We start from the raw sequence: 23,513 nt of genomic DNA, 5'->3' as shown, positions 1-23,513 counted from the left end.
CATGGCACTCAAGCATTATAATCCGACATCGCCGGCACGCCGCGGTCTCATTCTGGTCGACAAGTCGTCGCTCTGGAAGGGTCGCCCCGTCAAGGCGCTGACCGAAGGTAAGCACAAGACCGGCGGTCGTAACAACAAGGGCCATGTGACCTCGCGCGGCATCGCCGGCGGTCACAAGCAGAAGTACCGCTACATCGACTTCAAGCGTCGCAAGTGGGACGTCGAAGGCACCGTCGAGCGGATCGAGTATGATCCCAACCGCACCGCGTTCATCGCCCTGGTCAAGTACCCGGACGAAGAGCTCGCCTATATCCTGGCGCCGCAGCGTCTGGCGATCGGCGACAAGGTGATCGCGGCCAAGAAGACCGACGTGAAGCCAGGCAATGCCATGGAACTCGGTCAGATGCCGGTCGGCACCATCGTCCACAATGTGGAGATGAAGCCGATGAAGGGTGGCCAGATCGCCCGTTCGGCCGGCACGTATGTGCAGGTCGTCGGTCGCGACAAGGGCATGGTGATGGTCCGCCTGAACTCGGGCGAGCAGCGCTACATCCGCAGCGATTGCATGGCGACGGTTGGCGCGGTCTCGAACCCCGACAACCAGAACCAAAACCTGGGTAAGGCCGGTCGTTCGCGCTGGATGGGTATCCGTCCGCTGACGCGCGGCGTCGCCAAGAACCCGGTCGACCATCCGCACGGCGGTGGTGAAGGCCGTACCTCGGGTGGCCGTCATCCGGTTACGCCTTGGGGCAAGCCGACGAAGGGTGCGCGTACGCGTCACAACAAATCGACCGACAAGATGATCATCCGGTCGCGTCATTCGACGAAGAGGAAGGGCTAACATGGCTCGTTCAGTCTGGAAGGGCCCCTTCGTGGACCTTCATCTGCTCAAGAAGGCAGAAACCGCCCAGGACACCAACGCGCGTTCGCCGATCAAGACCTGGTCGCGTCGCTCGACGATCCTGCCGTCGTTCGTGGGCCTCACGTTCAACGTGTATAACGGCCGCAAGTTCGTGCCGGTCTCGGTCAACGAGGACATGGTCGGGATGAAGCTCGGTGAGTTCGCGCCCACGCGCTACTTCCCCGGCCACTCCGCCGACAAGAAGGGCAAGCGCTGATGTCTAAGCAAGTCAGCCCGCGCAAGGTCGCGGACAACGAGGCGCTTTCGGTCGGTACGCAGATCCGCGGTTCCGCTCAGAAGCTCGGCCTCGTCGCTGCGCTCATCCGTGGCAAGAAGGTCGGCGATGCGATGAACATCCTCGCCTTCTCGACCAAGGGCATGGCGATCGAAGCCCGCAAGGTGCTGGCCTCGGCCATCGCCAATGCAGAGAACAACCACAACCTCGACGTCGACTCGCTGGTCGTCGCCGAGGCATCGGTTGGCAAGTCGATCACGATGAAGCGCTTCGCTACCCGCGGCCGCGGCAAGTCGACCCGCATCCTCAAGCCATTCAGCCGTCTGCGCATCGTCGTGCGCGAGCAGGAAGAAGCATAATGGGTCAGAAGAGCAACCCCATCGGTCTGCGTCTGCAGATCAACCGTACCTGGGATAGCCGCTGGTACGCCGAAGGCGCCGACTATGGTCGGCTCCTGCTCGAGGATCTCAAGATCCGCGCATTCATCATGAAGACGCTGCCGCAGGCCGCGATCTCCAAGGTGGTCATCGAGCGTCCGGCCAAGCTGGCCCGCATCTCCATCTTCGCTGCACGCCCCGGCGTGATCATCGGCAAGAAGGGTGCGGACATCGAGAAGCTGCGTTCGACGATCGGCAAGATGACGTCGTCGACCGTGTCGCTGAACATCGTCGAGATCCGCAAGCCGGAAGTCGATGCGCGTCTCGTCGCGCAGGGCATCGCCGATCAGCTCGAGCGTCGTATCGCTTTCCGTCGCGCCATGAAGCGTGCGGTTCAGTCGGCGATGCGTCTCGGTGCCGAAGGCATCCGCGTGAACTGCGGCGGCCGTCTTGGCGGCGCCGAGATCGCACGGTCGGAGAGCTATCGTGAGGGTCGGGTTCCGTTGCACACGCTGCGCGCGAACATCGATTATGCCGAGGCTACGGCGCACACGTCTTACGGCGTTTGCGGCGTGAAGGTCTGGGTCTTCAAGGGCGAGATTCTCGGCAACGATCCGACGTCGTACGACCGCATCATGATGGAGGCTCAGACCTCCGGCGTGCGGCCGCAGCGCGACGATCGTCGCTAAGGGGCAGGAACAGACATGCTGCAACCAAAAAAGACCAAGTTCCGGAAGGCCTTCAAGGGCAAGATTTCGGGCGATGCCAAGAGTGGCTTCTCGCTCAATTTCGGCTCTTACGGCCTGAAGGCCATGGAGCCCGACCGGATCACCGCACGTCAGATCGAGGCGGCTCGCCGCGCGATCACGCGTCACATGAAGCGCCAGGGGCGTTTGTGGATCCGCATTTTCCCAGACCTTCCGGTCTCGGGAAAGCCAGCCGAAGTCCGCATGGGTAAGGGCAAGGGCGCGCCGGAATATTGGGCCGCTCGCGTCAAGCCGGGTCGGATCCTGTTCGAGCTCGACGGCGTCGACGGCAAGATCGCCGCCGAGGCGTTCGAGCGGGCGGCCATGAAGCTGCCGATCAAGGTAAAGGTCGTTGCCCGCCTGGGCGACACCTCGCATCTGGGAGGCGAGTAAGATCATGGCTCGTATCGACGACATGAAGACCAAGAGCGACGACCAGCTGTCGGAGTCGCTCGGCGAACTGAAGCGCGAGCAGTTCAACCTGCGCTTCCAGGCCGCCACGAACCAGCTCGAAAAGCCGAGCCGCGTTCGTGAGGTCCGCCGCGACATCGCTCGCATCAAGACCCTGCAGGCTCAGCGCACCAGCGCTGAAGCCGCGAAGTAAGGAACACATCATGCCGAAGCGCGTGCTGACCGGTCTGGTCGTGTCCGACAAGGGCGACAAGACGGTGGTCGTGAACGTCGAGCGTAAGGTGAAGCACCCGCTCTACGGGAAGATCATCCGTCGCTCGAAGAAGTATCATGCTCATGACGAGAGCAACGAGTTCAAGCAGGGCGAGACCGTGCGGATCGAAGAGACCGCACCGATCTCCAAGCTGAAGACCTGGAAGGTGATCGAGCGGGTCAACACCCACGCGACGCCGGAACGGGCTTCGGCCGAGGGCTGAATCAAACATGAGGGCAGGGGGGCAACTCCCTGCGCTCTTGTTTTCGTAAACGGGAACGGCTAAGCGGCCGCTCCTCCCCGTTGCGGTTCTGCCGCGGCGGGGTGATTTTTTAGGCGGGGTTCGGTCGGTATCGACCCCAAAGAGAGAAGGGATACGGATCCATGATCCAGATGCAGTCCAATCTCGACGTCGCTGACAACAGCGGCGCGAAGCGGGTGCAGTGCATCAAGGTGCTTGGGGGTTCCAAGCGTCGTGTTGCAGGCGTTGGCGACATCATCGTCGTCAGCATCAAGGAAGCGCAGCCACGGGGCCGTGTGAAGAAGGGCGACGTTCACCGCGCGGTGATCGTGCGTACCGCCAAGGATATCCGCCGTGCAGACGGTACGGTCATCCGCTTCGACGGCAACGCCGCGGTGCTGGTCAACAAGAACGAGGAGCCGATCGGCACCCGTATCTTCGGCCCAGTCGTTCGCGAGCTGCGCGGCAAGAAGCACATGAAGATCATCAGTCTCGCGCCGGAGGTGCTGTAATGGCTAGCCAGCGTATCAAGAAGGGCGACAAGGTCATCGTCCTGTCCGGTAAGGACAAGGGCAAGACCGGCGAAGTCACCATGTCGATGCCGAAGGCCGACAAGGTCGTCGTCTCGGGCGTCAACATCGCCGTGCGCCACACCAAGCCGACTCAGGGTGACCCGCAGGGTGGCCTGATCCGCAAGGAAGCACCGATGCACGTTTCGAAGGTCGCGCACGTGACCGTCGACGGCAAGCCGACCCGCGTCCGCTTCGAGGAGCAGGACGGCAAGAAGGTCCGCGTGGCCGTCAAGACCGGGGAGAAGATCAATGGTTGATCAGAACACTGGCGCTGAGAACACCGGCACCGAGGTCGCCTACACGCCGCGCATGCGGAAGATGTACGACGAGACGATCATCAAGGCGATGGTCGACAAGTTCGGCTACAAGAACGTCATGGAGATCCCGCGGATCGACAAGATCGTTCTGAACATGGGCGTCGGCGAGGCCACGCAGGACAAGAAGAAGGTCGACCAGGCTGCTTCCGAAATGGAGCTGATCGCCGGCCAAAAGCCTGTCGTGACGAAGGCCAAGAAGTCGATCGCGCAGTTCAAGCTGCGCGAGGGCATGCCAATCGGCGTGAAGGTTACCCTTCGCCGTGAGCGCATGTACGAGTTTCTCGACCGTTTCATCACGATCGCTCTTCCCCGCGTCCGCGATTTCCGCGGGCTCAACCCGAAGAGCTTCGATGGCCGTGGCAACTATGCCTGCGGTATCAAGGAGCAGATCGTGTTCCCAGAAATCAGCTATGACCGGGTCGACAAGGTCCGCGGCATGGATGTGATCGTGACGACGACCGCAAAGACCGACGACGAGGCTCGCGAGCTTCTGCGTCTGTTCGGTTTCCCGTTCCCGATCGAAGACGACGCTGCCGACGAGAAGAAGGCAGCTTAACTACCAACCGCCGCCCCTGACCTCGTGTCACGGGCGGCGCTTCAGGAAAGAAAGAACTTAAGTCGATGGCGAAACTGAGTTCAGTCAACAAGAACGAGCGCCGCAAGCGCATGGTCAAGCAGTATGCCCCGAAGTACGCGGCACTGAAGGCAATCGCAGCGGACAAGACGCTCGACGATGGTGAGCGTCTGATCGCTCGCCTCAAGATGGCGGCACTGCCGCGCAACGCGAACCCGACCCGCATCCGTAACCGGTGCGAGCTGACCGGTCGCCCGCGCGCTTATTACCGCAAGTTCCGGCTCTGCCGTATTCAGCTGCGCGATCTGGCCAACAAGGGCCTGATCCCCGGCGTCACGAAGTCGAGCTGGTAAGGACTAATCATGGCAGTGACCGATCCCCTGGGTGATTTGCTCACCCGTATCCGTAATGGCCAGCGCGCGAAGAAGGACTCCGTCCTGACTCCGGCGTCGAAGCTGCGCGTCCGCGTGCTCGACGTTCTGCAGCGCGAAGGCTATATCCGTGGCTATAGCGAAGAGCAGATGGGCCCCGCGGCCGGCCTTCGCATCGAGCTGAAGTATTTCGAGGGCCAGCCTGCGATCAAGCATGTCGCGCGCGTCTCGAAGCCCGGCCGTCGCGTCTATTCCGGCTCGCAGGAACTCCCTCGCGTCCGTAACGGCCTCGGCATCACCATCGTCTCGACGCCCCGCGGCGTGCTTTCGGATTCCGAAGCACGCGAGCAGAACGTCGGCGGCGAAGTCCTCGCGGAGGTGTTCTGATGAGCCGTATTGGTAAGAAGCCGGTTTCGGTACCGGCCGGCATCACGCCGACCATCGCGAACAAGCAGCTGACCGTGAAGGGCCCCAAGGGCACGCTCACGATGCCGCTGCGCGAAGAGATCAGCTACACGATCGAAGACGGCGGCATCTCGGTGCAGCCGGCCAACGATACCAAGCGCGCGCGCGCGTTCTGGGGCATGCAGCGTACGATGGTGCAGAACCTCGTCACGGGCGTGTCGGAAGGCTTCACCAAGAAGCTGCTGATCACCGGCGTCGGCTACCGTGCCGCTGCCCAGGGTCGTAACCTCAAGCTGCAGCTCGGCTACAGCCATGACGTGAACATCGACGTGCCGGAAGGCATCGAGGTGAAGACCCCGGACAACACCACGGTCGAGATCTCGGGTTCCGACAAGCAGAAGGTCGGCCAGCTGGCCGCCGAAATCCGTCAGTGGCGCAAGCCCGAGCCTTACAAGGGCAAGGGTATCAAGTACGACGGCGAGTTCATCTTCCGTAAGGAAGGGAAGAAGAAGTAATGACCAAGGGTCTCTCTCTTTTCGCAAAGCGGCGTCGCCGCAATCGTACCGCGCTCCGCGCACGTGCAGGCACCCGTCCGCGGTTGTCGGTGCATCGCTCGGGCAAGCACATCTATGCCCAGGTGATCGACGATGCCGCTGGCACGACGGTCGCTTCGGCCTCGACGCTGGAGAAGGACGTGCGCGGCACGTCCGGCGCCAACATCGACGCGGCGACCTCGGTCGGCAAGCGCGTCGCCGAGGCTGCCAAGGCAGCGGGCGTGACTCAGGTCGTGTTCGATCGCGGCGGCTTCCTCTACCACGGTCGCGTGAAGGCTCTTGCCGATGCCGCGCGCGAAGCCGGATTGGAGTTCTAAGACATGGCTGACGAAAACAACACGCCAGCGGTAATCGCACCCGAGACGACCGCACAGGACGTCACGGCTCAGAACGTGCCGCAGAGCACCGGGTACCAGGGCAACAACGGCGGTGGCCGTGGTCGTCCCGGCGGCGGCGGCGGTGGTCGTGGTGGCCCCGGTGGCGGTCGCAGCGGTGGCCCGGGTGGCAACCGCGGCGGTCGTGACGGCGGTCGCGGTGGTCGTGACAATCGTGGCGGTCGTCCGGGTTCGGACGATGGCGGCGAAGAGCTGATCGAGAAGCTGGTGCACATCAACCGCGTCTCGAAGACGGTCAAGGGCGGCAAGCGCTTCGGCTTTGCAGCACTCGTCGTCGTCGGCGACGGCAAGGGCCGTGCAGGCTTCGGTCATGGCAAGGCGCGCGAAGTGCCGGAAGCCATCTCGAAGGCGACGGCTGCTGCAAAGAAGAAGATGGTTCGCGTTCCGCTCAAGGACGGTCGCACGCTGCATCATGACGGCAACGGTCACTTCGGTGCCGGCAAGGTCACGCTGCGGTCGGCGCCTCAGGGTACGGGCATCATCGCCGGTGGCCCGATGCGCGCCGTCTTCGAGTCGCTGGGCGTTGCAGACGTCGTGACCAAGTCGGTCGGCACGTCGAACCCCTACAACATGATCCGCGCAACGTTCGAAGCCCTTGGCGAGCAGACCTCGCCCAAGGCCGTCGCACAGCGTCGCGGCAAGAAGATCGCCGACCTGCTCGGCCACGGTGGGTCGAAGACCCCCGAGGCAGACGCAGCTGCGATCACGGAGTAAGCGATCATGGCTACCATCAAGATCACGCAGACCGGTTCGCCGATCCGCCGCGAGAAGGACCAGCGCGCAACGCTGGTCGGTCTCGGCCTCAACAAGATGCACAAGACCCGCGAGCTGGAAGACAGCCCCGAGGTCCGCGGTATGATCCGCAAGGTGCAGCACATGGTGTCGGTCGAAGGCTGAGTCTTCACGACCCACGTGACAAATACGGGAAAGGGGGCTAACGGCCCCCTTTCTTATTCCAGAATCCGTTTCCACAGCGCGTAACAAGCGAAAGCGAGTGCATTACCATGAAGCTCAACGAACTCCGCGATAACGAAGGTGCCCGTAAGTCCAAGATGCGCGTCGGACGCGGCATCGGCTCGGGCAAGGGCAAGACCGGCGGCCGCGGCCAGAAGGGCCAGAAGAGCCGCGAGGGCGTGTCCATCGCCGGCTTCGAGGGCGGGCAGATGCCGCTCCACATGCGTCTGCCTAAGCGCGGCTTCAACAACATCTTCCGCAAGGACTTCGCAGAGGTGAACCTCGGCGCGATCCAGCTTGCGGTCGATGCCGGCAAGATTGAGGCGAACGCCACGCTCGACCACAACGCGCTGAAGGCCGCTGGCCTGGCACGCGGCGGCAAGGACGGCGTCCGCCTCCTCGCCAAGGGCGAGCTGACCACGGTCCTCTCGTTCACCGTCGACGGCGCGTCGAAGGGCGCGATCGAAGCGGTCGAGAAGATCGGCGGCAAGGTCGAGGTGATCCACTTCGTCCCCGCGGCCGAGAAGGCTGCCGCCAAGAAGGGCGTGAAGTACAAGGAGCGTGCGGCGCACAAGGCGTCGTTCAAGGCCTGACTTTGAAAGGGGAGGGGGCGCCAAGTGCGCTTCCTCCCTTTTTCGTAGCTCGACCCCCTTCGTCTTCCGTTCGCCCTGAGCGAAGTCGAAGGGTGCTTCCTTCTCGGCGATGTCCTTTGACTTCGCTCAGGACGAACGGGATAGGTGGCGACCGGGATCTTGTTGGGCTCCGATAACCACGTCTCCATTAGACAAGCGCGCTCCTGCGCCTATATGAGCGGCGGGGGCGGTCATAACGCATCCCGCCTTCTTTGTTTCCAGGACGATCACACGCATGGCATCCGCAGCCGACCAGATGGCGCAAAGCATCAGCCTTTCGAAATTCGCGAAGGCGACCGACCTCAAGAAGCGGTTGTGGTTCACGATCGGTGCGCTGATCATTTTCCGCCTGCTCAGCTACGTGCCGCTGCCGGGTGTCGACCCGACCGCGCTCGGCCTGCTCTCGCAGCAGACGCAGGGTGGCGTGCTCGATTTCTTCAACACCTTCTCGGGTGGTTCGCTCAGCCGCATGTCGCTGATCGCGCTCGGCGTGATGCCCTACATCACCGCCTCGATCGTGGTGCAGCTCGCGACCTCGCTGTCGCCGACGCTCGCCGCCATCAAGAAGGACGGCGAATCGGGCCGCAAGCGCCTCAACCAGTACACGCGCTACGGCACCGTCGGCCTGACCGCGGTGCAGGGCTATTTCATCGCCGTCGGCCTTGAGACGCTCGGCGCGGCACAGGGCATCCAGGCGGTCATCGAGCCCGGCATGATGTTCCGCGTCGCGGCCGTCATCTCGCTGATCGGCGGTACGATGTTCCTGATGTGGCTCGGCGAGCAGATCACCAGCCGCGGCATCGGCAACGGCGTCTCGCTGATCATCATGGCGGGCATCGTCGCGCATCTGCCCGTCACGCTCGTCAACCTGCTCGAGGGCGGCCGTTCGGGTTCGCTCGATCCGATCAAGTTGATCGGCATCGTCGTCGCGGTGGTCGTGCTGATCCTCTTCATCTGCTTCATGGAGCGCGCACAGCGCCGCATCCTGATCCAGTATCCCAAGCGCCAGACTCAGCGCGGCATGCAGGCCGATCGCAGCCATCTGCCGCTTAAGATAAACACGGCAGGCGTCATCCCGCCGATCTTTGCGTCATCGCTGCTGCTAATGCCGCTGACGATCTCGCAGTTCGCGGGCCAGCGCGTCGCGGGTGAATCGAAGTGGGGCGATTTCATCATCACCCTCAACCAGTATCTGCAGCACGGCAGCCCTGTGTACATGCTGCTGTACGGCGCCGGCATCATCTTCTTCTCGTTCTTCTACACCGCGGTCGTCTTCAACCCCGAGGAAACCGCCGACAATCTGAAGCGCAATGGCGGGTTCATCCCCGGCATCCGCCCGGGCAAGAACACTGAGAATTACTTCGATTACGTGCTGACTCGCATCACCGTCATCGGTGCGGCGTATCTGACGATCATCTGCCTGTTGCCCGAATATCTGGTGACCGCGTTGCAGATCCCGTTCTACCTTGGCGGCACCAGCCTGCTGATCGTCGTCAACGTGACGATGGACACGGTGACGCAGATCCAGTCGCATCTGCTGGCCCACCAGTATGGCGACCTGATCAAGAAGGCGAAGCTCAAGGGCAATCGACTTCGTTAAGTTGCGGGGCTAACCCGGTTTAATTCCTGCACGAACGAGGGGAGTGCGTTTCGTGAATATCATCCTTCTTGGACCGCCTGGCGCGGGCAAGGGCACCCAGGCCGCCACGCTCGTCAGCGAGCGCGGCATGGTGCAACTTTCGACCGGCGACATGCTGCGTGCAGCGGTCGCCGCCGGAACCCCGGTCGGTCTTCAGGCGAAGTCGGTGATGGAATCGGGCGGTCTCGTTTCGGACGAGATCGTGTCGGGCATCATCGGTGAGCGGCTCGACCAGCCGGATACCGCGAACGGCGTCATCTTCGACGGCTATCCACGGACTGCGGCGCAGGCCGAGGCGCTCGACGGCCTGCTCGCCGATCGTGGCCGCACGCTCGATTACGTGATCGAGCTGGGCGTCGACGAGGCTGCGTTGATCGACCGCGTCGTGGGCCGCTACACGTGCGCCAAGTGCGGCGCGGGCTATCACGATCGGTACAAGAAGCCGGCCGTTGCGGGCGTGTGCGACGTGTGCGCTTCGACCGAGTTCAAGCGTCGTCCCGACGACAATGCGGAGACCGTCCACAACCGCATGTCGGAATATCGCGCGAAGACGGCGCCGATCCTGCCGATCTATGACGCGCGGGGGCTGGTCCACCGTGTGGATGGCATGGCCGATATCGCGCATGTCGGTGCGGCGATCGCGGGAATTCTCGACCGCAAGTGATCTGTTTCCCCGCGAAGGCGGGGGCGCAGACTGGGGTCCGGCCTTCGTGGGGGAGCAAGACGTCTGGGTCGGCGATCTAAATCGACCTGACGCCTGCCGGTCGGGTTAACGCCTCCGCCTGCTAGCGTCCCCCCCCTCCGTCATCCCGGCGAACGCCGGGAGCCACGGACGCGGCGGACCAGGCGAGGGCGTACAATCACCACCTGCTCCGCAACCATGGGTCCCGGCGTTCGCCGGGATGACGGAGGAGGGTGTGTATGGGTATCTCCACATTGCCCTGGAAGATGCGTGAGTCCCGTGCGCAAGCTTGGCTTCCGCTCTCCGTTGCGCTCATCACGAAACCCACACCAACATGACGCAATTGTCACCCGTCGGTCATCGCGCTGACCCCTGCCAGATCCTAGAAAGACCCCGTGGTCAGCAACGGCCGCGCGACTTTCCAGAGATCGGTGCCCGTCACTCCCGGGGGTACCGTGGGGGCCGGCGGGAAGACTTCTTTCCGCCGGCCTTTCCGTTTATGAGGACAGGAGATAGTGACCGATTTCGGTGGCAGGGAAGGTGATAGCGCGTTGAGCCGCAAGATTTTAATCGTCGAAGACGACGCCTCGACGTCCGCCTATCTTGCCAAGGGCCTGGCCGAAGCCGGTCACGCGATCGAAGCATGCGCCGACGGCCGTGACGGCCTGTTCCTCGCCAGCGAAGGCATCTTCGATCTCATCATCGCCGATCGGATGCTGCCCGGGCTCGACGGCTTGTCGATGGTCAGCGCGATCCGCGCCGCCGGCATCGCCACCCCGGTCCTGATTCTTTCCGCACTCGCCGCGGTCGACGACCGCGTCGATGGGCTGAAAGCCGGCGCCGACGATTATCTGTGCAAGCCCTTCTCGTTCGCCGAACTCTCCGCGCGAATCGAGGCGCTCGTCCGCCGCTCGGACCGCGCCGCAACCGAGCCGCAAAAGACCAAGCTGTCGGTCGGCGATCTCGAAATCGACCTGCTCGCCCGCGCCGTCTCGCGCGCCGGTCGCTCGATTCCGCTCGGCGCGCGCGAATTCAACCTGCTCGAATTTCTAGCGCGTCATGCAGGGCAGGTCGTCACGCGGACGATGATGCTCGAGAAGATCTGGAACTATCATTTCGACCCGGGCTCGAACGTCGTCGACGTGCATATCGGCCGCCTCCGTCGCAAGCTCGAGGACGGGTTCCCGACGCCGATCCTCCACACCGTCCGCGGTGCCGGATATCGTCTCGCCGTTGAGAACTGATTTGGCGGCGTGATTCGCCTTTCGGTCACGGCGCGGATCGCGCTGCTCTCGATCTCGCTCGCGCTGGTGTCCAACCTCGCGCTGGTCGGCTTCGTCTGGAAGACCACCAGCGCCGACGCGATCTACGCGATCCGGCGAGAGACGACCGAACAATCCGAAGCCTTGCGTGCGGTGTGGCGCAATGGCGGCCTCCCCGCGGTTCGGCAGGCGATCGATAGCGCGGTGGTGCCCGGCGACGTCTCGCTGGTGCTCGCGGTGATCGATCCCAAGGGCCGCGCGGTCGTCGGCATCTCGCCCGCGCGACTCGCCGTACCGCTGCGCGTCACGCAGTTCCGGATTGCGCGGCTTGGTTCGGACGAACTCTGGTCCGCGCGCGAGACGGGCTATGCGCTGCACCCGCTCGGCGATTACTGGCTCCTCACTGGTCGCAACCTCGACCTGATCGCGGCGGAAGAACGCGCGATCGAGCGCGCGCTCGCGGTCGCGGTCTTCCTCTCGCTAGCGCTCGGCGTGTTCGGCGGGCTCGTGCTGACCCGCTATGTCGGGCGCCGCCTCGACGGCATCGCCAAGGCGATCGAGGCGGCGGGCGAGGGCGACCTCTCCCGGCGCGTCGATATGGTGGCTGGCGGGGGTGACGCTTTCGACCGCCTTGCCGCACGGCTCAACGTCATGCTCGGCAAGCTCGAAGGCGTGATGGCGGAACTGCGGATCGTCACCGACAGCCTGGCGCACGACCTGCGTTCGCCTTTGGCCCGCTTGCGCACCAAGACCGAGCAGGCGGTGCTCATCTCCGACCCGGACGCGCGCGAGGCCGCGCTGGGCGGACTGCTCGTCGAGACCGATCTCGTCATGCGGATGCTGACGATGGTGATCGAGATCAGCCGCTCGGGCTCGGTCTCGCGCGATCGCTTCATCGAGGTTTCGCCGGCCAATCTACTTGAGGAAATTGGCGAACTCTACGCCCCCGTCGCCGAGGATGCCGGGCTCGTCTTCACGATCGCGATCGACGATCGCCCGCCGCCGATGAAGCTCCACCGTGAGCTTATCAGCCAGGCGATCACCAACCTGATCGACAATGCGCTACGCCACGGCGCCAGCGGTGGCGAAGTCACGCTGCGGATCGTCCACCGCACCGACGGCGTCGCGATCCAGGTCGAGGACCGCGGCCCCGGCATCGCCACCGCCGACCGTGCGCAGGCGCTGAAACGATTCGGCCGCCTCGACAGCGCGCGCTCCACCCCTGGTGCGGGCCTCGGCATGGCGCTGATCGAAGCGGTCGCGCGGCTGCATGACGGGCATTTCGAGCTGGCGGACAACGCGCCGGGCCTGGTCGCGCGGATCGTCCTCCCGATCTGATCCTCCCCCGCCAGGGGGAGGTGGCTGGCACTTGCCAGACGGAGGGGGAGGTCCGCGAAACGCCTGTTCCGTATCCTCCCCCTCCGACGCCTGCGGCGCCACCTCCCCCTGGCGGGGGAGGATTGGGGGCGGCAATCGGTTGACCGCAATCGTCGGTGCGGCGATGCCGTGCAGATGACGACCTTAGCCTCCAACCGCCGCATCCTCGCCGCCAGCCTGGTCGGCACCGCGGTCGAGTTCTACGATTTCTACATCTATGCGACCGCCGCCGCGCTCGTGTTCGGGCCGTTGTTCTTTGCCGGGCAGTCGGACTCCGCGCAGTTGCTGCTGAGCTATGCGACGTTCGGGCTCGCCTTCGTCGCACGCCCGGTGGGGGCGATCGTGTTCGGGCATTTCGGCGACCGGGTCGGGCGCAAGTCGACGCTGGTCGCGTCGCTGCTGCTGATGGGCGGATCGACCGTCGGGATCGCCTTCCTGCCGACCTATGCGCAGGTCGGCTGGATCGCGCCGGCGTTGCTGTGCCTGATGCGGCTGGGGCAGGGGCTCGGCCTCGGGGGCGAATGGGGCGGGGCGGCGTTGCTCGCAGTCGAGAACGCGCCGCCGCACCGCAAGAACACGTGGGGGATGTTTCCGCCGCTCGGGGCGCCGGTCGGCTTTCTCGCGGCGAACGGGCTGTTCCTGGTCATCGGCCTCGTGCTCGACGAAGCGCAGTTCGTCGCATGGGGCTGGCGCATCCCGTTTCTGTTGAGCGCGATCCTCGTCGGGCTGGGGCTGTGGGTGCGGCTGAAGCTGACCGAAACGCCCGCCTTCCTGGAGGCCGAAGCGACCGAAGCGCTGCCCAAGGTGCCGATCGCGACGTTGCTGACGCAGCATCTGCGCGCGACGCTGGCGGGGACGTTCGGGGTCATCGCGTGCTTCGCGCTGTTCTACCTCGCGACCGCGTTCGCGCTCGGCTACGGCACCAAGACGCTGGGCTATTCACGCGAGGCGTTCCTGGCGGTCGAACTGGTCGCGATCTGGTTCCTCGCGGGTGGCGTGATCGTCGCGAGCGTGCTGGCGGACCGCCATTCCGCCGCGCGGATGCTGGCGATCGGGTTTGCCGGATGCATCGGCGTCGGTGCGCTGATGGGGCCGATGCTGGGTTCGGGATCGCTGTTCACGGTGTGGCTGTGGCTGTCGGGCGCGCTGTTCGTGATGGGGTTCGCATACGGCCCGCTGGGTGGCTGGTTGCCGAGCCTGTTCCCCGCGGGGGTGCGCTACACCGGCGTGTCGATGACGTTCAACCTTGGCGGCGTGCTGGGCGGTGCGCTCGCGCCGATCGTGGCGGAGGCGCTGGCGCCGCGTGGCCTGTGGCTGGTCGGCGGGTATCTGATGGCGGCGGGCGTCTTGAGCCTTGGCGGACTGCTGATCCTCGGCCGCATGCCACACCGATAGAAATGTTCTCCCGCCTCCACGGGAGAACACCGGATCAGAGCGGACGGAGCAGGGTCAGTCGCGCCTTGCCGTGGACGCGAGTCGCGTCGACCTCGAAGCCCGCCAGTTCGACGACCTCGGCCTTGGCCGTTTCGAGGCTGATCCACGTCGCGGGACCGACCCAACCCAGCCGCGACAGCTTGTCGAGCGCAACCAGCCCGGCGCCGGTGTTGTACGGCGGGTCCATCAGGATCACGTCGAGCGGTGCGGGCGCGGGCCCGAGCGCCATCACCGAGGTTGCACGGACGTCGCCGCGAATCTCCAGCTTGGCGAGGTTGGCCTTCAGCGCATCGACCGCCAGCTTGTCCGATTCGACGAACATGCACGTCGCCGCACCGCGCGACAGCGCCTCGATCCCGAGCGCGCCCGAGCCCGCGAACAGATCGGCGACCGCGAGGCCCTCGAAGCTGCCGACGCGGCTGGTCAGCATCGAGAACAGCGTCTCGCGCATCCGGTCCGCGGTTGGACGGGTGGAGTCACCCTTGGGCGCGACGATCGGGCGTCCGCGCCATTGGCCTGCGATGATCCGCATCAGCGTTTCCCTCCCCGTGGTGCACGGGGCGGATGACCGCGCCCTCCCGACGGACCCTTGCCGGGTGCGGCGGGACGCGTGCCGCGTTCAGGCCGGGCGGGCGCATCGCGCATCGGCCGCGGCTCTGCGCCGGGACGACCGGCAGCACTGCGCGCGGCGCGCTTGTCGAGCGATCCGCGACCGCGCGAATCATCCGCCTGAGGACGGAAGCCCCGCGGCTGTTCCTGACGCTGCGGCGTATCGGCGCGGCGCGGCGTGGTCACCCCACCAGCCCCGACCCGTGACGGCGCGGCACGGTCGCGCGGCGGCTTGGCGGCGCGGAAATGCTTGATCTTGGGGCTGGTGCTTAGCTCCTCGCCGCGATCTGCCCGCTCCTGGCGCGCATAGGGCTTGGACGTCTCGCCGCTGGTGGGTCGGGCGTGATACGTCCCCGTCGGCCGAGCGGCATTGCGCAAATCCGGCCGCGCCCAGGGATCGTTGACATCACCGCGCTGCATCGCCGCGGTCGGGCGGATCCGCTCGGGCCGTGCAGGCCGCGACGAGCGCTCGGCCGGTGCGTTGGTGCTGGCGAAACCCGAACTCGCAGGCGCGCTGTACGGGGTGCGGGCAGGCGTACGCGCGCCGCCGGGCGCAGGCCGTGCGCCAAATGCCGGCCGCCCCGTCGACGCGGAATGCCCCGTCGATGCAGGACGGGCGGCGTTGCTCCCGCGCTGGCTCGATCGCGCACCGATCCCGGCCCCCGCGCCGGCACTCGCGCTGATCCCGATATTCGCCCGCGCGCCTGGACCCTCCGGGCGCCCCTTGGCGAGCTCCTTCTGGAACGCGACGACGTCATGCTGGAGCACCTCGCCGATCTGGCCGGGGGGCAGGTCGCCGAGTACGAACGGGCCATAGCGGGTCCGGATCAGGCGCGAGACCTGCAAGCCCAGATGCTCGAGCACGCGGCGGACTTCGCGGTTCTTGCCCTCGGTCAGGATCATCTCGATCCATACGTTGGCACCGGTCCGACGCTCGATATTGGCGTTGATCGAGCCATAGCGCACGCCCTCGATCTCGATTCCCTCGATCAGTTCCTCGAGCTGCGGCTGCGTGATGTTGCCATAGGCACGTGCGCGGTAGGCACGCTCGACACCGGTCGCGGGCAGTTCGAGCTGGCGCTTGAGCCCCCCATCGGTGGTCATCAGCAACAGTCCCTCGGTGTTGAGATCGAGGCGACCGACCGGCACCAGCCGCGGCAGATCCTGCGGGAGGCGATCATAGATCGTCGTGCGGCCGGCAGGATCGCGCTCGGTCACCAGCAGTCCAGTCGGCTTGTGGTAGAGGAACAGCCGCGCCGCGCTGGGCGCCTCGACGGGATCGCCGTCGACCGTCACCCCGGCAAGATTGCGCAGGATCGTCGCGGGTGTATCGAGCGTCGAGCCGTTCAGCGCGACGCGGCCCTCGGCGATCATCCGCTCGATATCGCGGCGCGAGGCGATCCCTGCGCGGGCGAGCAGCTTGGCGATGCGGTCGCCCTTTACCGGAGTGGCGGGGGTTGCAGGCGCGTCGTTCGACGGGCTGGCAGTCGGGTTATCGTCTTTTGAAGTCGTCATGGCGGGGCTGATACTATGGATCGGCCGCCAGCGCGAAAATATTTGCGACCGTTCGTGCACCGGCGCGTTAGGACCCGAGAGCGTAACGACCATTTCGCGCGCGACCGGGGGCCTTTCGGTAATGTTGTTCGGTAAGAAGAAGCGGCAGATCGTCCGGCTCCTCGTGGTCGAGGACGAGCCATTGGTAGCGTTCGACACCGAATATTTCCTGGCAGAGGCAAAATTCACGATCGTCGCGACGATCGACCGGGTGGCCGACGCGCTGCCCATCCTCGCCAGCGACACGGTGATCGATCTCGTGCTGGTCGATGTGAACCTCGCGGACGGTTCGGGGATCGACGTCGCGCGCGCAGCGCAGGCGCGCGGCGTGCCGGTGATGTTCGTGACGGGCAGTTGCCCGGTCGAGGCGACGACTCTCGCCGCCGGATGCCTGTCGAAGCCCTATGCCCCACGCGACCTGATTGCGGCGATCGAGGCGATCGAGGCCACGCGCGGCGGCATCACGCCGAAGCGCGTGCCCTACGGGTTCAAGTTGTTCGACGCGAAAGTCTGAGGTTTCCGACGGTCCATCGCCTGACGGGTAGCGCGTTTGCGATTTCCCGTTAGGGTTCGCGCAAGCGAGTGGGAGCGTAGGTGTAATGGATCGAACCGAAGACAAGCGGTGGAGCGACGGGTTCCGGCCGTATGTCGAGAAGGCGCCGCTGGCCGCTCTCGCGCTCGGCATCTCCTCGGGATTCCCGTATGCGATGATCGGCGCGACGCTCACGACGCGGCTGGCGGCGAGCGGTATCGACAAGAAGACGGTCACGGCGTTCAGCCTCGCCTTCCTTGTCTATAATCTGAAGTTCTTGTGGGCCTGGGTCGTCGATGGTGTTCGCCTCCCCGTGATCGGGCGGCTCGGGCAGCGCGTGTCGTGGCTGATCGTCACCGCCGCGCTGGTGGTCGCCGCGGTCGTCAATCTCGCCCTGGTCGATCCTGCGGCCAGCATCGCTGCCACCGCGACCGCTGCGATCCTAGTCGGCGCGGCGGGCTCGACCTTCGACATCGTCATCGACGCATTCCGCATCGAGACGCTCGAACCGCGCCAGCTCGGCGTCGGCTCGGGGATGAGCCAATATGGCTGGCGGATCGGGTCTGCGGGCGCCGGCGCACTCGCGCTCGTCGTCGCGGAACGCGCGGGCTGGAGCACTGCCTATCTGGCCTGCGCCATCTTCGCGCTGCCCGCGGTACTGGCGGGGCTGGTACTGGGTGAGCCCCAGCGCCGCCGCCCGCCGATCGAGCGCCGCGGTCTTGCGGAGGGGTTCCGGGCAATTTCGGGTCCGTTCGTCCAGTTCTTCTCGCGCGAAGGGGCGTTTGTCGTTCTCGCGTTTATCCTGATCTTCAAGGTCGGCGATACGCTCGCCAACCTGACGTTGCGACTATTGTTCGACGACCTCGGCTTCACCGGCGACGAGATCGCGTTTTACGATGTCGGGATCGGCTTCTTCGCGTATCTGGTCGGGATCTTCATCGGCGGCATCCTGTATGCGAAGATGGGGATGAAGCGCTCGGTGCTGTTGTCGCTCGTCCTGATGGGCGTGTCGAACCTGTCGTTCGCGGCGCTGGCGGCGGCGGGGCACTCGAACTTCGGGATGGCGGCGGCGATCGGCTTCGAAAACGCTGCCAGCGGGTTCGGCGGCGTTGTCGTGATCGCGTATTTCTCCGCCTTGTGCGATCTGCGCTTCACCGCGGCACAGTTCGCGCTGATCTCCGCCGCGGCGAGCATCGTCGGACGGATCGTGACGGGCACCACGGCCGGCGCCTTGATCGAGGCGATCGGCTATGTCGACTTCTACCTGCTGACGACCGTGCTCGCGCTGCCCGGCGTCGTGCTGTTCTGGTGGATGAGCCGGTCGGGAATGATCGATCGCTCGATCGGCAGTGCGGGCGTCGAGGGGGAAGGCGACGCCCGCGCCGGGGATCCGGTTTAACAGCGCGGCTACATCGTGACCGGTCGTCCTTCGTCGGCAAACGCGGCGGCGAGCGCCGCGGCGCTGGCGAGGACGCCATCGACCCGGCGAACGCCAAGCAGATCGACCATCAGATAGCGTGCGGTCTCGGGCGCGGTCTCGATCCGGGCGAGGATCGACAGCATCGCCGATTCCGCGGGCGTCATCCGGGCGCAGCAGCACGGCGCGATCGCGATCGTCCCTGCCGAGGTGGCCGCAAGGTCCGCCATCAACGCGCGCAACAGGACCAGCGGGCGGCGGAAGCTCTGCCCGAACGCGGTGAACATCGTGTGCGCCGCGCGCGCATCGGCAAGGCCGTTCGCGCCCATGCGGCGCATCGCGAACAGCGCGATCCGCGCGTTTTCACAAGGCGGTAGCGGATGCGGCAGCAGCGTCGTTGCGCTGGTGAGCGCATGGGCCGAGGCGGGCGTCGAACTGGGGCGGGTATCGGTCATTCACGCGACTCCGTGGTGGTGCCCACAAACTCGCCTGTTGGTTATTGATAGTCAATAGCAATAAGAAGTCAGTCCGGCGGCTGGTCGTTCGCGGCGAGCACTTCACCGGCGAGGTAGAGCGATCCCGCGATCAGCACGAGATTGGGCTGGTCGCTGCCGGCCGCGATCCGGTCGAGCGCGTCCGCCGGGGAGGGCGCGGTGTCCGCGGTCGTCCCGCAGCTCCGCGCGATCGCGGCCAGCGCCTCGGGCGCATGATGCGCGTGGCCCGGCACCGGGATCGCGATGACATGCTCGATCGAGGGCGAGAGGATCCGGATCACCGCGTCCGCATCCTTGTTGGCGAGCATCCCCAGGATCAGCGTCACCGGGCGGCGCTTCGCCAGCGTCCGCAGCGCGCGCGCGACGGGTTGCGCGGCGTTGGGGTTATGCGCGCCGTCCAGCCAGAGCTCGCTGCCACGCGGCAACCGCGCAAGCAGCGGTCCGTCGGACAGGCGCTGCATCCGCGCCGGCCAGTGCGCCCAGTCGGCGGCGGCGCGCATCGCGGCTTCGGGGACGTGCAGCGCGCCCTGATGCCGCAGCATCGCGATCGCCAGCGCAAGGTTGCGCGACTGGTGCGCGCCGACCAGCCGGGGGCGGTTGCTGACAAGCGAGAAACCCTGGTCCGCATAGCGCATCGTCGACCGCGCGGTCTCGCTGGTCCACGCCGCGCCGCGCGCAACGACAGGCGCACCGGCCGCCGCGGCGACCGCGGCGATCTTCGCGCGCAAGGCCTTGGGGTAATCCATCGTGACGAGCGGTACGCCGGGCTTGGCGATCCCCGCCTTCTCGCCGGCGATGTCCAGCAGCGTGTCGCCGAGGAACGCCTGGTGGTCGATCCCGAGCGCGGCGATACCGGTGACGACCGGGTTGGGGATCACGTTGGTCGCATCGAGCCGCCCGCCGAGGCCGACCTCGACGATCGTCGCGGCAGCGGGCGTGCGCGCGAACGCGAGGAAGGCGGCGGCGGTCGTGACCTCGAAGAAGCTCGCCTGCAGGTCGGCGGCGTGGTCGAGCACCTCTTCCAGCAACGCGGCGAGCAGGTCGTCCTCGATCAGCGATCCGGCAAGGCGGATGCGTTCGTTGAAGCGGACGAGGTGTGGGCTCGAATAGACGTGGACGCTGTGGCCGGCCGCCTCGATCGCAGCGCGCAGGAACGCGCAGGTCGAGCCCTTGCCGTTCGTCCCCGCGACGTGGAACACCGGCGGGAGCGACAGATGCGGATCCCCGAGGCGGCTCAGGAGCGCGCTGATGCGCTCGAGGCCGAGGATGTCAGCGCCGGGCGACAGCATGGTCAGCCGGTCTAGCTGAGCTTGTACGGCGGGCGAGGAGGAAACGGCGTGGTCGGGCATGCTAGCTCCCTCTCCCCTCCGGGGAGAGGGCTGGGGTGAGGGGCTGTTCCAGGCGCAGCATGGCTGGGCGGGGGGGGGGGGGGCCCCCCCCCCCCCCCCCCCCGCCGGGGGGGGGGGGGGGGGGGGGGGGCCCTGTTCCAGGCGCAGCATGGCTGGGCTGCCCCTCACCCCGACCCTCTCCCCAAAGGGGAGAGGGGGCAGAGATTACGCCGCTTCGCGCGCGCTCAGATAGCCGATGACGGTGCCGAGCTGCTCGCGCAGGTCCTTTCGGTGGACGACCATGTCGATCATCCCGTGCTCGAGATAATATTCCGACGTCTGGAAATCCTCGGGCAGCTTCTCGCGGATCGTGCTCTCGATCACGCGGCGGCCGGTGAAGGCGAGCGTCGCCTTGGGCTCGGCGATCTGCACGTCGCCGAGCATCGCATAGGCCGCCATCACGCCGCCCGACGTCGGATCGGTCAGCACGACGATGTAGGGCAGCCCCGCATCGTGGAGCATCTGGATCGCCACCGTGCTGCGCGGCATCTGCATGAGGCTGAGAATACCCTCCTGCATGCGCGCGCCGCCGCTCGCGGTGAAGATCACGTAGGGCACGCGGTCCTCGATCGCCGCCTCGACGCCGCGGACGAAGGCTTCGCCGACCGCGAGGCCCATCGAGCCGCCCATGAAGCCGAAGTCCTGCACGCCGACGACGACACGGTGGCCGTCGATCGCGCCGCGAGCGTTAATCAGCGCATCCTGCTCGCTATTGTCGGTGCGCGCGGCCTTGAGGCGATCGGTATAGCGCTTCTGGTCGCGGAACTTGAGCGGGTCCTCGGGGACCTTCGGCGCCGGGAGTTCGCTGCAACTGCCCTCGTCGAATAGCTGCGCGAAGCGGACCTTCGGCCCGATGCGGTCGTGATGATCGCATTTCGGGCAGACGTAGAGATTGTCCTCGAGCTCCTTGGTGAAGACCATCTGCCCGCAGCCCTTGCACTTGTGCCAGAGATTCTCGGGCGTCTCGCGCTTCGCGACGAAGGGCAGGACGTTGCGGACGCTGTTGAGCCAGCTCATGCGGGAACCTTTCGGGCCGAACCGACGGCGTCGGCGAGGGACTTGATATAGGCGCGGACGGGCTCGGCCGCAGCGGTGCCGTGCTGCGCGACGAGTTCGACGATCGCCGAGCCGACGACGACGCCATCGGCGACGCGCGCGACGTTGGCGGCCTGTTCGGGCGTGCGGATGCCGAAGCCGACCGCGACCGGGATGTCGGTCTGCGCCTTCAGCCGCGCGACGGCGTCCTCGATCGAGCCCTGCTGCGCCTGTTGCAGCCCGGTAATCCCGGCGACCGAGACGTAATAGAGGAACCCGCTGGCGCCATCGAGCACGGTCGGCAAGCGTGCGGCGTCGGTCGTCGGCGTGGCGAGGCGGATCAGGTCGATCCCCGCGGCGCGCAACTGCGGTCCGAGCGCATCGTCCTCCTCGGGCGGTACGTCGACGCAGATCACGCCGTCGACTCCGGCGGCGGCGGCGGCCTGCGCGAACCAGTCCGCGCCGCGGCGGAGCATTGGGTTGCCATAGCCCATCAGCACCAGCGGCACGTCCGGATGCCGCGCGCGGAACGCGGTGGCGATCGCCAGGATGTCCGCGGTGCGGGTCCCTTGCGCGAGGCTGCGGATGTTCGCGGCCTGGATCGCGGGGCCGTCGGCCATCGGATCGGTGAACGGCATGCCGAGCTCGATCGCATCCGCGCCGCCCGCGACGAGCGCGTCGAGGATCGGGGCGGTGGCGGCGGTCGAGGGATCACCCGCGGTAACGAACGCGACGAGCGCGGCGCGGCCGGACGCTGCGGTGCGCGCGAAGGTGGCGGCGAGGCGGCTCAAATCGCCACCCCGAGCGCTTCGGCGACGGTGAAGATGTCCTTGTCGCCGCGGCCGCACAGGTTGGCCAGGATGATCTGGTCCTGCCGCATCTCGCGCGCCTTCTTCGTCACGGTGGCAATGGCATGCGATGGTTCGAGCGCGGGGATGATGCCCTCGGTCCGGCACAGCAGCTGGAACGCGTCGAGCGCCTCGGTGTCGGTCGCGCTGTCATATTGCACGCGGCCGATGTCGCGCAGCCAGGCATGCTCGGGGCCGATCCCCGGATAGTCGAGCCCGGCCGAGATCGAGTGCGCCTCGGTGATCTGGCCGTCCTCGTCCTGCAACAGATAGGTCTTGTTGCCGTGGAGCACGCCGGGGAACCCGCCCGCCAGGCTCGCCGCATGTTGCTTGTCGAGCCCGTGGCCCGCCGCTTCAACGCCGAGCATCTGCACGTCGGCATCGTCGAGGAACGGATGGAACAAGCCGATCGCATTCGATCCGCCACCGATCGCCGCGACCAGCATGTCGGGCAGGCGACCGGTCCGCGCGAGCACCTGCGCGCGCGCCTCGGTGCCGATCACGCTCTGGAAGTCGCGGACCATCTCGGGATAGGGATGCGGGCCCGCGGCGGTACCGATGATGTAGAAGGTGTCGTGGACGTTGGCGACCCAGTCGCGCATGCCCTCGTTCATCGCGTCCTTCAGCGTGTGTGCGCCCGACGTCACCGGGCGGACTTCGGCGCCGAGCAGCTTCATGCGGAACACGTTGGGCGCCTGACGCTCGACGTCCTTGGCGCCCATGTAGATCACGCAAGGGAGGCCGAAGCGCGCGCAGACGGTCGCGGTCGCGACGCCGTGCTGGCCCGCGCCGGTCTCGGCGATGATCCGCGTCTTGCCCATGCGGATCGCGAGCAGAATCTGGCCGATGCAGTTGTTGATCTTGTGTGCGCCGGTGTGGTTCAGCTCGTCGCGCTTGAACCAGATTTGCGCGCCCATCCCCTCAGGGGCGGATTCACGCAGGGCCTCGGTGAGGCGTTCGGCGTAATAAAGCGGGCTCGGGCGGCCGACATAATGTTCGAGCAAATCGTCGAACTGCGCCTTGAACGCAGGGTCGGCCTTGGCGGCGCGGTAGGCCTCGTCGAGTTCGAGGACGAGCGGCATCAGCGTCTCGGCGACATAGCGTCCGCCGAAGTCGCCGAAATGGCCGCGCTCGTCGGGCTGGGCGCGGTAGGAATTGGGGGCGAGGGGAGCGTTCATGACTGGGCGTTTAGCACTTCCGAAATCGCTGTCACCCCTTCGGTTTCCGATACCTACCCCCGCGGCGAAGGCCGGGGCCCAAGTGGGAAGGTTTTAGTGACGGAGGGAAGGGGCAGTCACGGCCGT

31 protein-coding genes are annotated in these 23,513 nt (G+C 66.2%); 24 read left to right on the top strand and 7 right to left on the bottom strand.

Features of this window, described 5'->3' with window-relative positions; genetic code table 11:
* Position 1: 1 nt before the first annotated feature.
* From rplB to EV283_RS01640, 22 genes are all read left to right on the top strand, one after another.
* Positions 2–841, top strand: coding sequence for a 50S ribosomal protein L2 (rplB, locus tag EV283_RS01745; protein WP_056411252.1), 840 nt, complete (start codon positions 2–4; stop codon positions 839–841).
* A 1-nt stretch (position 842) separates the two neighbouring features.
* Positions 843–1,118, top strand: coding sequence for a 30S ribosomal protein S19 (gene rpsS, locus EV283_RS01740; RefSeq protein WP_031393761.1), 276 nt, complete (start codon positions 843–845; stop codon positions 1,116–1,118).
* Entirely contained in the window at positions 1,118–1,495 is a 378-nt protein-coding gene (rplV, locus tag EV283_RS01735; RefSeq protein ID WP_037529220.1) for a 50S ribosomal protein L22, read from the top strand. The genes rpsS and rplV overlap by 1 nt, the downstream gene beginning before the upstream one ends.
* Positions 1,495–2,202 (top strand): 30S ribosomal protein S3, encoded by a 708-nt coding sequence (gene rpsC, locus EV283_RS01730; RefSeq protein WP_055872646.1) that lies wholly within the window; start codon positions 1,495–1,497, stop codon positions 2,200–2,202. The genes rplV and rpsC overlap by 1 nt, the downstream gene beginning before the upstream one ends.
* A 15-nt stretch (positions 2,203–2,217) precedes the next feature.
* Positions 2,218–2,652 (top strand): 50S ribosomal protein L16, encoded by a 435-nt coding sequence (rplP, locus tag EV283_RS01725; RefSeq protein ID WP_031393758.1) that lies wholly within the window; start codon positions 2,218–2,220, stop codon positions 2,650–2,652.
* A 4-nt stretch (positions 2,653–2,656) separates the two neighbouring features.
* Positions 2,657–2,863: a 50S ribosomal protein L29 gene (gene rpmC / locus EV283_RS01720; RefSeq protein ID WP_055872644.1), complete on the top strand. Its 207-nt coding sequence runs from the start codon at positions 2,657–2,659 to the stop codon at positions 2,861–2,863.
* 10 nt (positions 2,864–2,873) lie between these two features.
* Complete coding sequence (gene rpsQ / locus EV283_RS01715) at positions 2,874–3,146, top strand: 30S ribosomal protein S17 (RefSeq protein ID WP_031393756.1); 273 nt, start codon at positions 2,874–2,876, stop codon at positions 3,144–3,146.
* Between the two features lie 161 nt (positions 3,147–3,307).
* On the top strand, positions 3,308–3,676 hold the full coding sequence (gene rplN, locus EV283_RS01710; protein ID WP_031393755.1) for a 50S ribosomal protein L14: 369 nt from the start codon (positions 3,308–3,310) through the stop codon (positions 3,674–3,676).
* Positions 3,676–3,993: a 50S ribosomal protein L24 gene (gene rplX / locus EV283_RS01705; protein WP_130322186.1), complete on the top strand. Its 318-nt coding sequence runs from the start codon at positions 3,676–3,678 to the stop codon at positions 3,991–3,993. The genes rplN and rplX overlap by 1 nt, the downstream gene beginning before the upstream one ends.
* A complete protein-coding gene (rplE, locus tag EV283_RS01700; protein WP_200910207.1) occupies positions 3,986–4,609 on the top strand; it encodes a 50S ribosomal protein L5 in 624 nt (207 codons plus the stop codon). Before rplX ends, rplE begins: the two co-directional genes overlap by 8 nt.
* 65 nt (positions 4,610–4,674) lie before the next feature.
* On the top strand, positions 4,675–4,980 hold the full coding sequence (rpsN, locus tag EV283_RS01695) for a 30S ribosomal protein S14 (RefSeq protein WP_056015537.1): 306 nt from the start codon (positions 4,675–4,677) through the stop codon (positions 4,978–4,980).
* Positions 4,981–4,989: 9 nt separating this feature from the next.
* The gene (gene rpsH / locus EV283_RS01690) at positions 4,990–5,385 is read left to right on the top strand and encodes a 30S ribosomal protein S8 (RefSeq protein WP_031393751.1); all 396 of its coding nucleotides are present in this window, start codon (positions 4,990–4,992) and stop codon (positions 5,383–5,385) included.
* Complete coding sequence (gene rplF / locus EV283_RS01685) at positions 5,385–5,918, top strand: 50S ribosomal protein L6 (protein WP_130322184.1); 534 nt, start codon at positions 5,385–5,387, stop codon at positions 5,916–5,918. Before rpsH ends, rplF begins: the two co-directional genes overlap by 1 nt.
* Entirely contained in the window at positions 5,918–6,274 is a 357-nt protein-coding gene (rplR, locus tag EV283_RS01680; RefSeq protein ID WP_031393749.1) for a 50S ribosomal protein L18, read from the top strand. Before rplF ends, rplR begins: the two co-directional genes overlap by 1 nt.
* Positions 6,275–6,277: 3 nt before the next feature.
* Positions 6,278–7,066 carry a 30S ribosomal protein S5 gene (rpsE, locus tag EV283_RS01675; RefSeq protein ID WP_130322182.1) on the top strand — a complete coding sequence of 263 codons (789 nt, stop codon included), beginning with the start codon at positions 6,278–6,280 and terminating at the stop codon, positions 7,064–7,066.
* A 6-nt stretch (positions 7,067–7,072) separates the two neighbouring features.
* The gene (gene rpmD, locus EV283_RS01670) at positions 7,073–7,249 is read left to right on the top strand and encodes a 50S ribosomal protein L30 (RefSeq protein WP_031393747.1); all 177 of its coding nucleotides are present in this window, start codon (positions 7,073–7,075) and stop codon (positions 7,247–7,249) included.
* Between the two features lie 107 nt (positions 7,250–7,356).
* Positions 7,357–7,899 carry a 50S ribosomal protein L15 gene (gene rplO / locus EV283_RS01665; protein WP_031393746.1) on the top strand — a complete coding sequence of 181 codons (543 nt, stop codon included), beginning with the start codon at positions 7,357–7,359 and terminating at the stop codon, positions 7,897–7,899.
* 274 nt (positions 7,900–8,173) lie between these two features.
* Positions 8,174–9,538, top strand: coding sequence for a preprotein translocase subunit SecY (gene secY / locus EV283_RS01660; RefSeq protein ID WP_055872627.1), 1,365 nt, complete (start codon positions 8,174–8,176; stop codon positions 9,536–9,538).
* Positions 9,539–9,590: 52 nt separating this feature from the next.
* On the top strand, positions 9,591–10,241 hold the full coding sequence (locus EV283_RS01655) for an adenylate kinase (protein WP_130322180.1): 651 nt from the start codon (positions 9,591–9,593) through the stop codon (positions 10,239–10,241).
* A 569-nt stretch (positions 10,242–10,810) separates the two neighbouring features.
* On the top strand, positions 10,811–11,503 hold the full coding sequence (locus tag EV283_RS01650) for a response regulator transcription factor (RefSeq protein ID WP_056411241.1): 693 nt from the start codon (positions 10,811–10,813) through the stop codon (positions 11,501–11,503).
* 9 nt (positions 11,504–11,512) lie between these two features.
* Positions 11,513–12,859: a HAMP domain-containing sensor histidine kinase gene (locus EV283_RS01645; RefSeq protein WP_165391672.1), complete on the top strand. Its 1,347-nt coding sequence runs from the start codon at positions 11,513–11,515 to the stop codon at positions 12,857–12,859.
* Positions 12,860–13,033: 174 nt separating this feature from the next.
* Entirely contained in the window at positions 13,034–14,293 is a 1,260-nt protein-coding gene (locus tag EV283_RS01640; protein WP_130322178.1) for an MFS transporter, read from the top strand.
* A 34-nt stretch (positions 14,294–14,327) separates the two neighbouring features.
* On the opposite strand, the gene rsmD is transcribed toward EV283_RS01640, so the two are convergent.
* Together rsmD and EV283_RS01630 are read right to left on the bottom strand one after the other, a co-directional pair.
* A complete protein-coding gene (rsmD, locus tag EV283_RS01635) occupies positions 14,328–14,864 on the bottom strand; it encodes a 16S rRNA (guanine(966)-N(2))-methyltransferase RsmD (protein WP_130322176.1) in 537 nt (178 codons plus the stop codon).
* Positions 14,864–16,456 carry a pseudouridine synthase gene (locus EV283_RS01630; RefSeq protein WP_130322174.1) on the bottom strand — a complete coding sequence of 531 codons (1,593 nt, stop codon included), beginning with the start codon at positions 16,454–16,456 and terminating at the stop codon, positions 14,864–14,866. Before EV283_RS01630 ends, rsmD begins: the two co-directional genes overlap by 1 nt.
* Before the next feature lie 121 nt (positions 16,457–16,577).
* Here EV283_RS01630 and EV283_RS01625 point away from each other — a divergent pair, with 121 nt between their 5' ends.
* The gene (locus tag EV283_RS01625) at positions 16,578–17,009 is read left to right on the top strand and encodes a response regulator (RefSeq protein WP_130322172.1); all 432 of its coding nucleotides are present in this window, start codon (positions 16,578–16,580) and stop codon (positions 17,007–17,009) included.
* Between the two features lie 85 nt (positions 17,010–17,094).
* Entirely contained in the window at positions 17,095–18,426 is a 1,332-nt protein-coding gene (locus EV283_RS01620) for an MFS transporter (protein WP_130322170.1), read from the top strand.
* Between the two features lie 8 nt (positions 18,427–18,434).
* Here the strand turns inward: EV283_RS01620 and EV283_RS01615 are convergent, their stop codons facing one another.
* The 5 genes from EV283_RS01615 to trpB form a co-directional block, all read right to left on the bottom strand.
* Positions 18,435–18,899 (bottom strand): DUF6628 family protein, encoded by a 465-nt coding sequence (locus EV283_RS01615; protein WP_242615741.1) that lies wholly within the window; start codon positions 18,897–18,899, stop codon positions 18,435–18,437.
* 68 nt (positions 18,900–18,967) lie between these two features.
* On the bottom strand, positions 18,968–20,287 hold the full coding sequence (locus tag EV283_RS01610) for a bifunctional folylpolyglutamate synthase/dihydrofolate synthase (RefSeq protein WP_130322168.1): 1,320 nt from the start codon (positions 20,285–20,287) through the stop codon (positions 18,968–18,970).
* A 204-nt stretch (positions 20,288–20,491) separates the two neighbouring features.
* The gene (gene accD / locus EV283_RS01605; protein ID WP_130322166.1) at positions 20,492–21,343 is read right to left on the bottom strand and encodes an acetyl-CoA carboxylase, carboxyltransferase subunit beta; all 852 of its coding nucleotides are present in this window, start codon (positions 21,341–21,343) and stop codon (positions 20,492–20,494) included.
* The gene (gene trpA / locus EV283_RS01600) at positions 21,340–22,152 is read right to left on the bottom strand and encodes a tryptophan synthase subunit alpha (protein WP_130322164.1); all 813 of its coding nucleotides are present in this window, start codon (positions 22,150–22,152) and stop codon (positions 21,340–21,342) included. The genes accD and trpA overlap by 4 nt, the downstream gene beginning before the upstream one ends.
* Positions 22,149–23,387, bottom strand: a complete 1,239-nt coding sequence (gene trpB / locus EV283_RS01595) for a tryptophan synthase subunit beta (protein ID WP_130322162.1) — start codon at positions 23,385–23,387, stop codon at positions 22,149–22,151. Before trpB ends, trpA begins: the two co-directional genes overlap by 4 nt.
* Between the last annotated feature and the right edge of the window lie 126 nt (positions 23,388–23,513).

The organism is Sphingomonas sp. BK036 (assembly GCF_004216825.1).
GTDB lineage: Bacteria > Pseudomonadota > Alphaproteobacteria > Sphingomonadales > Sphingomonadaceae > Sphingomonas.
Note: the sequence above shows the minus strand (reverse complement) of the source record. Positions and strands in the feature narration are given on the sequence as shown.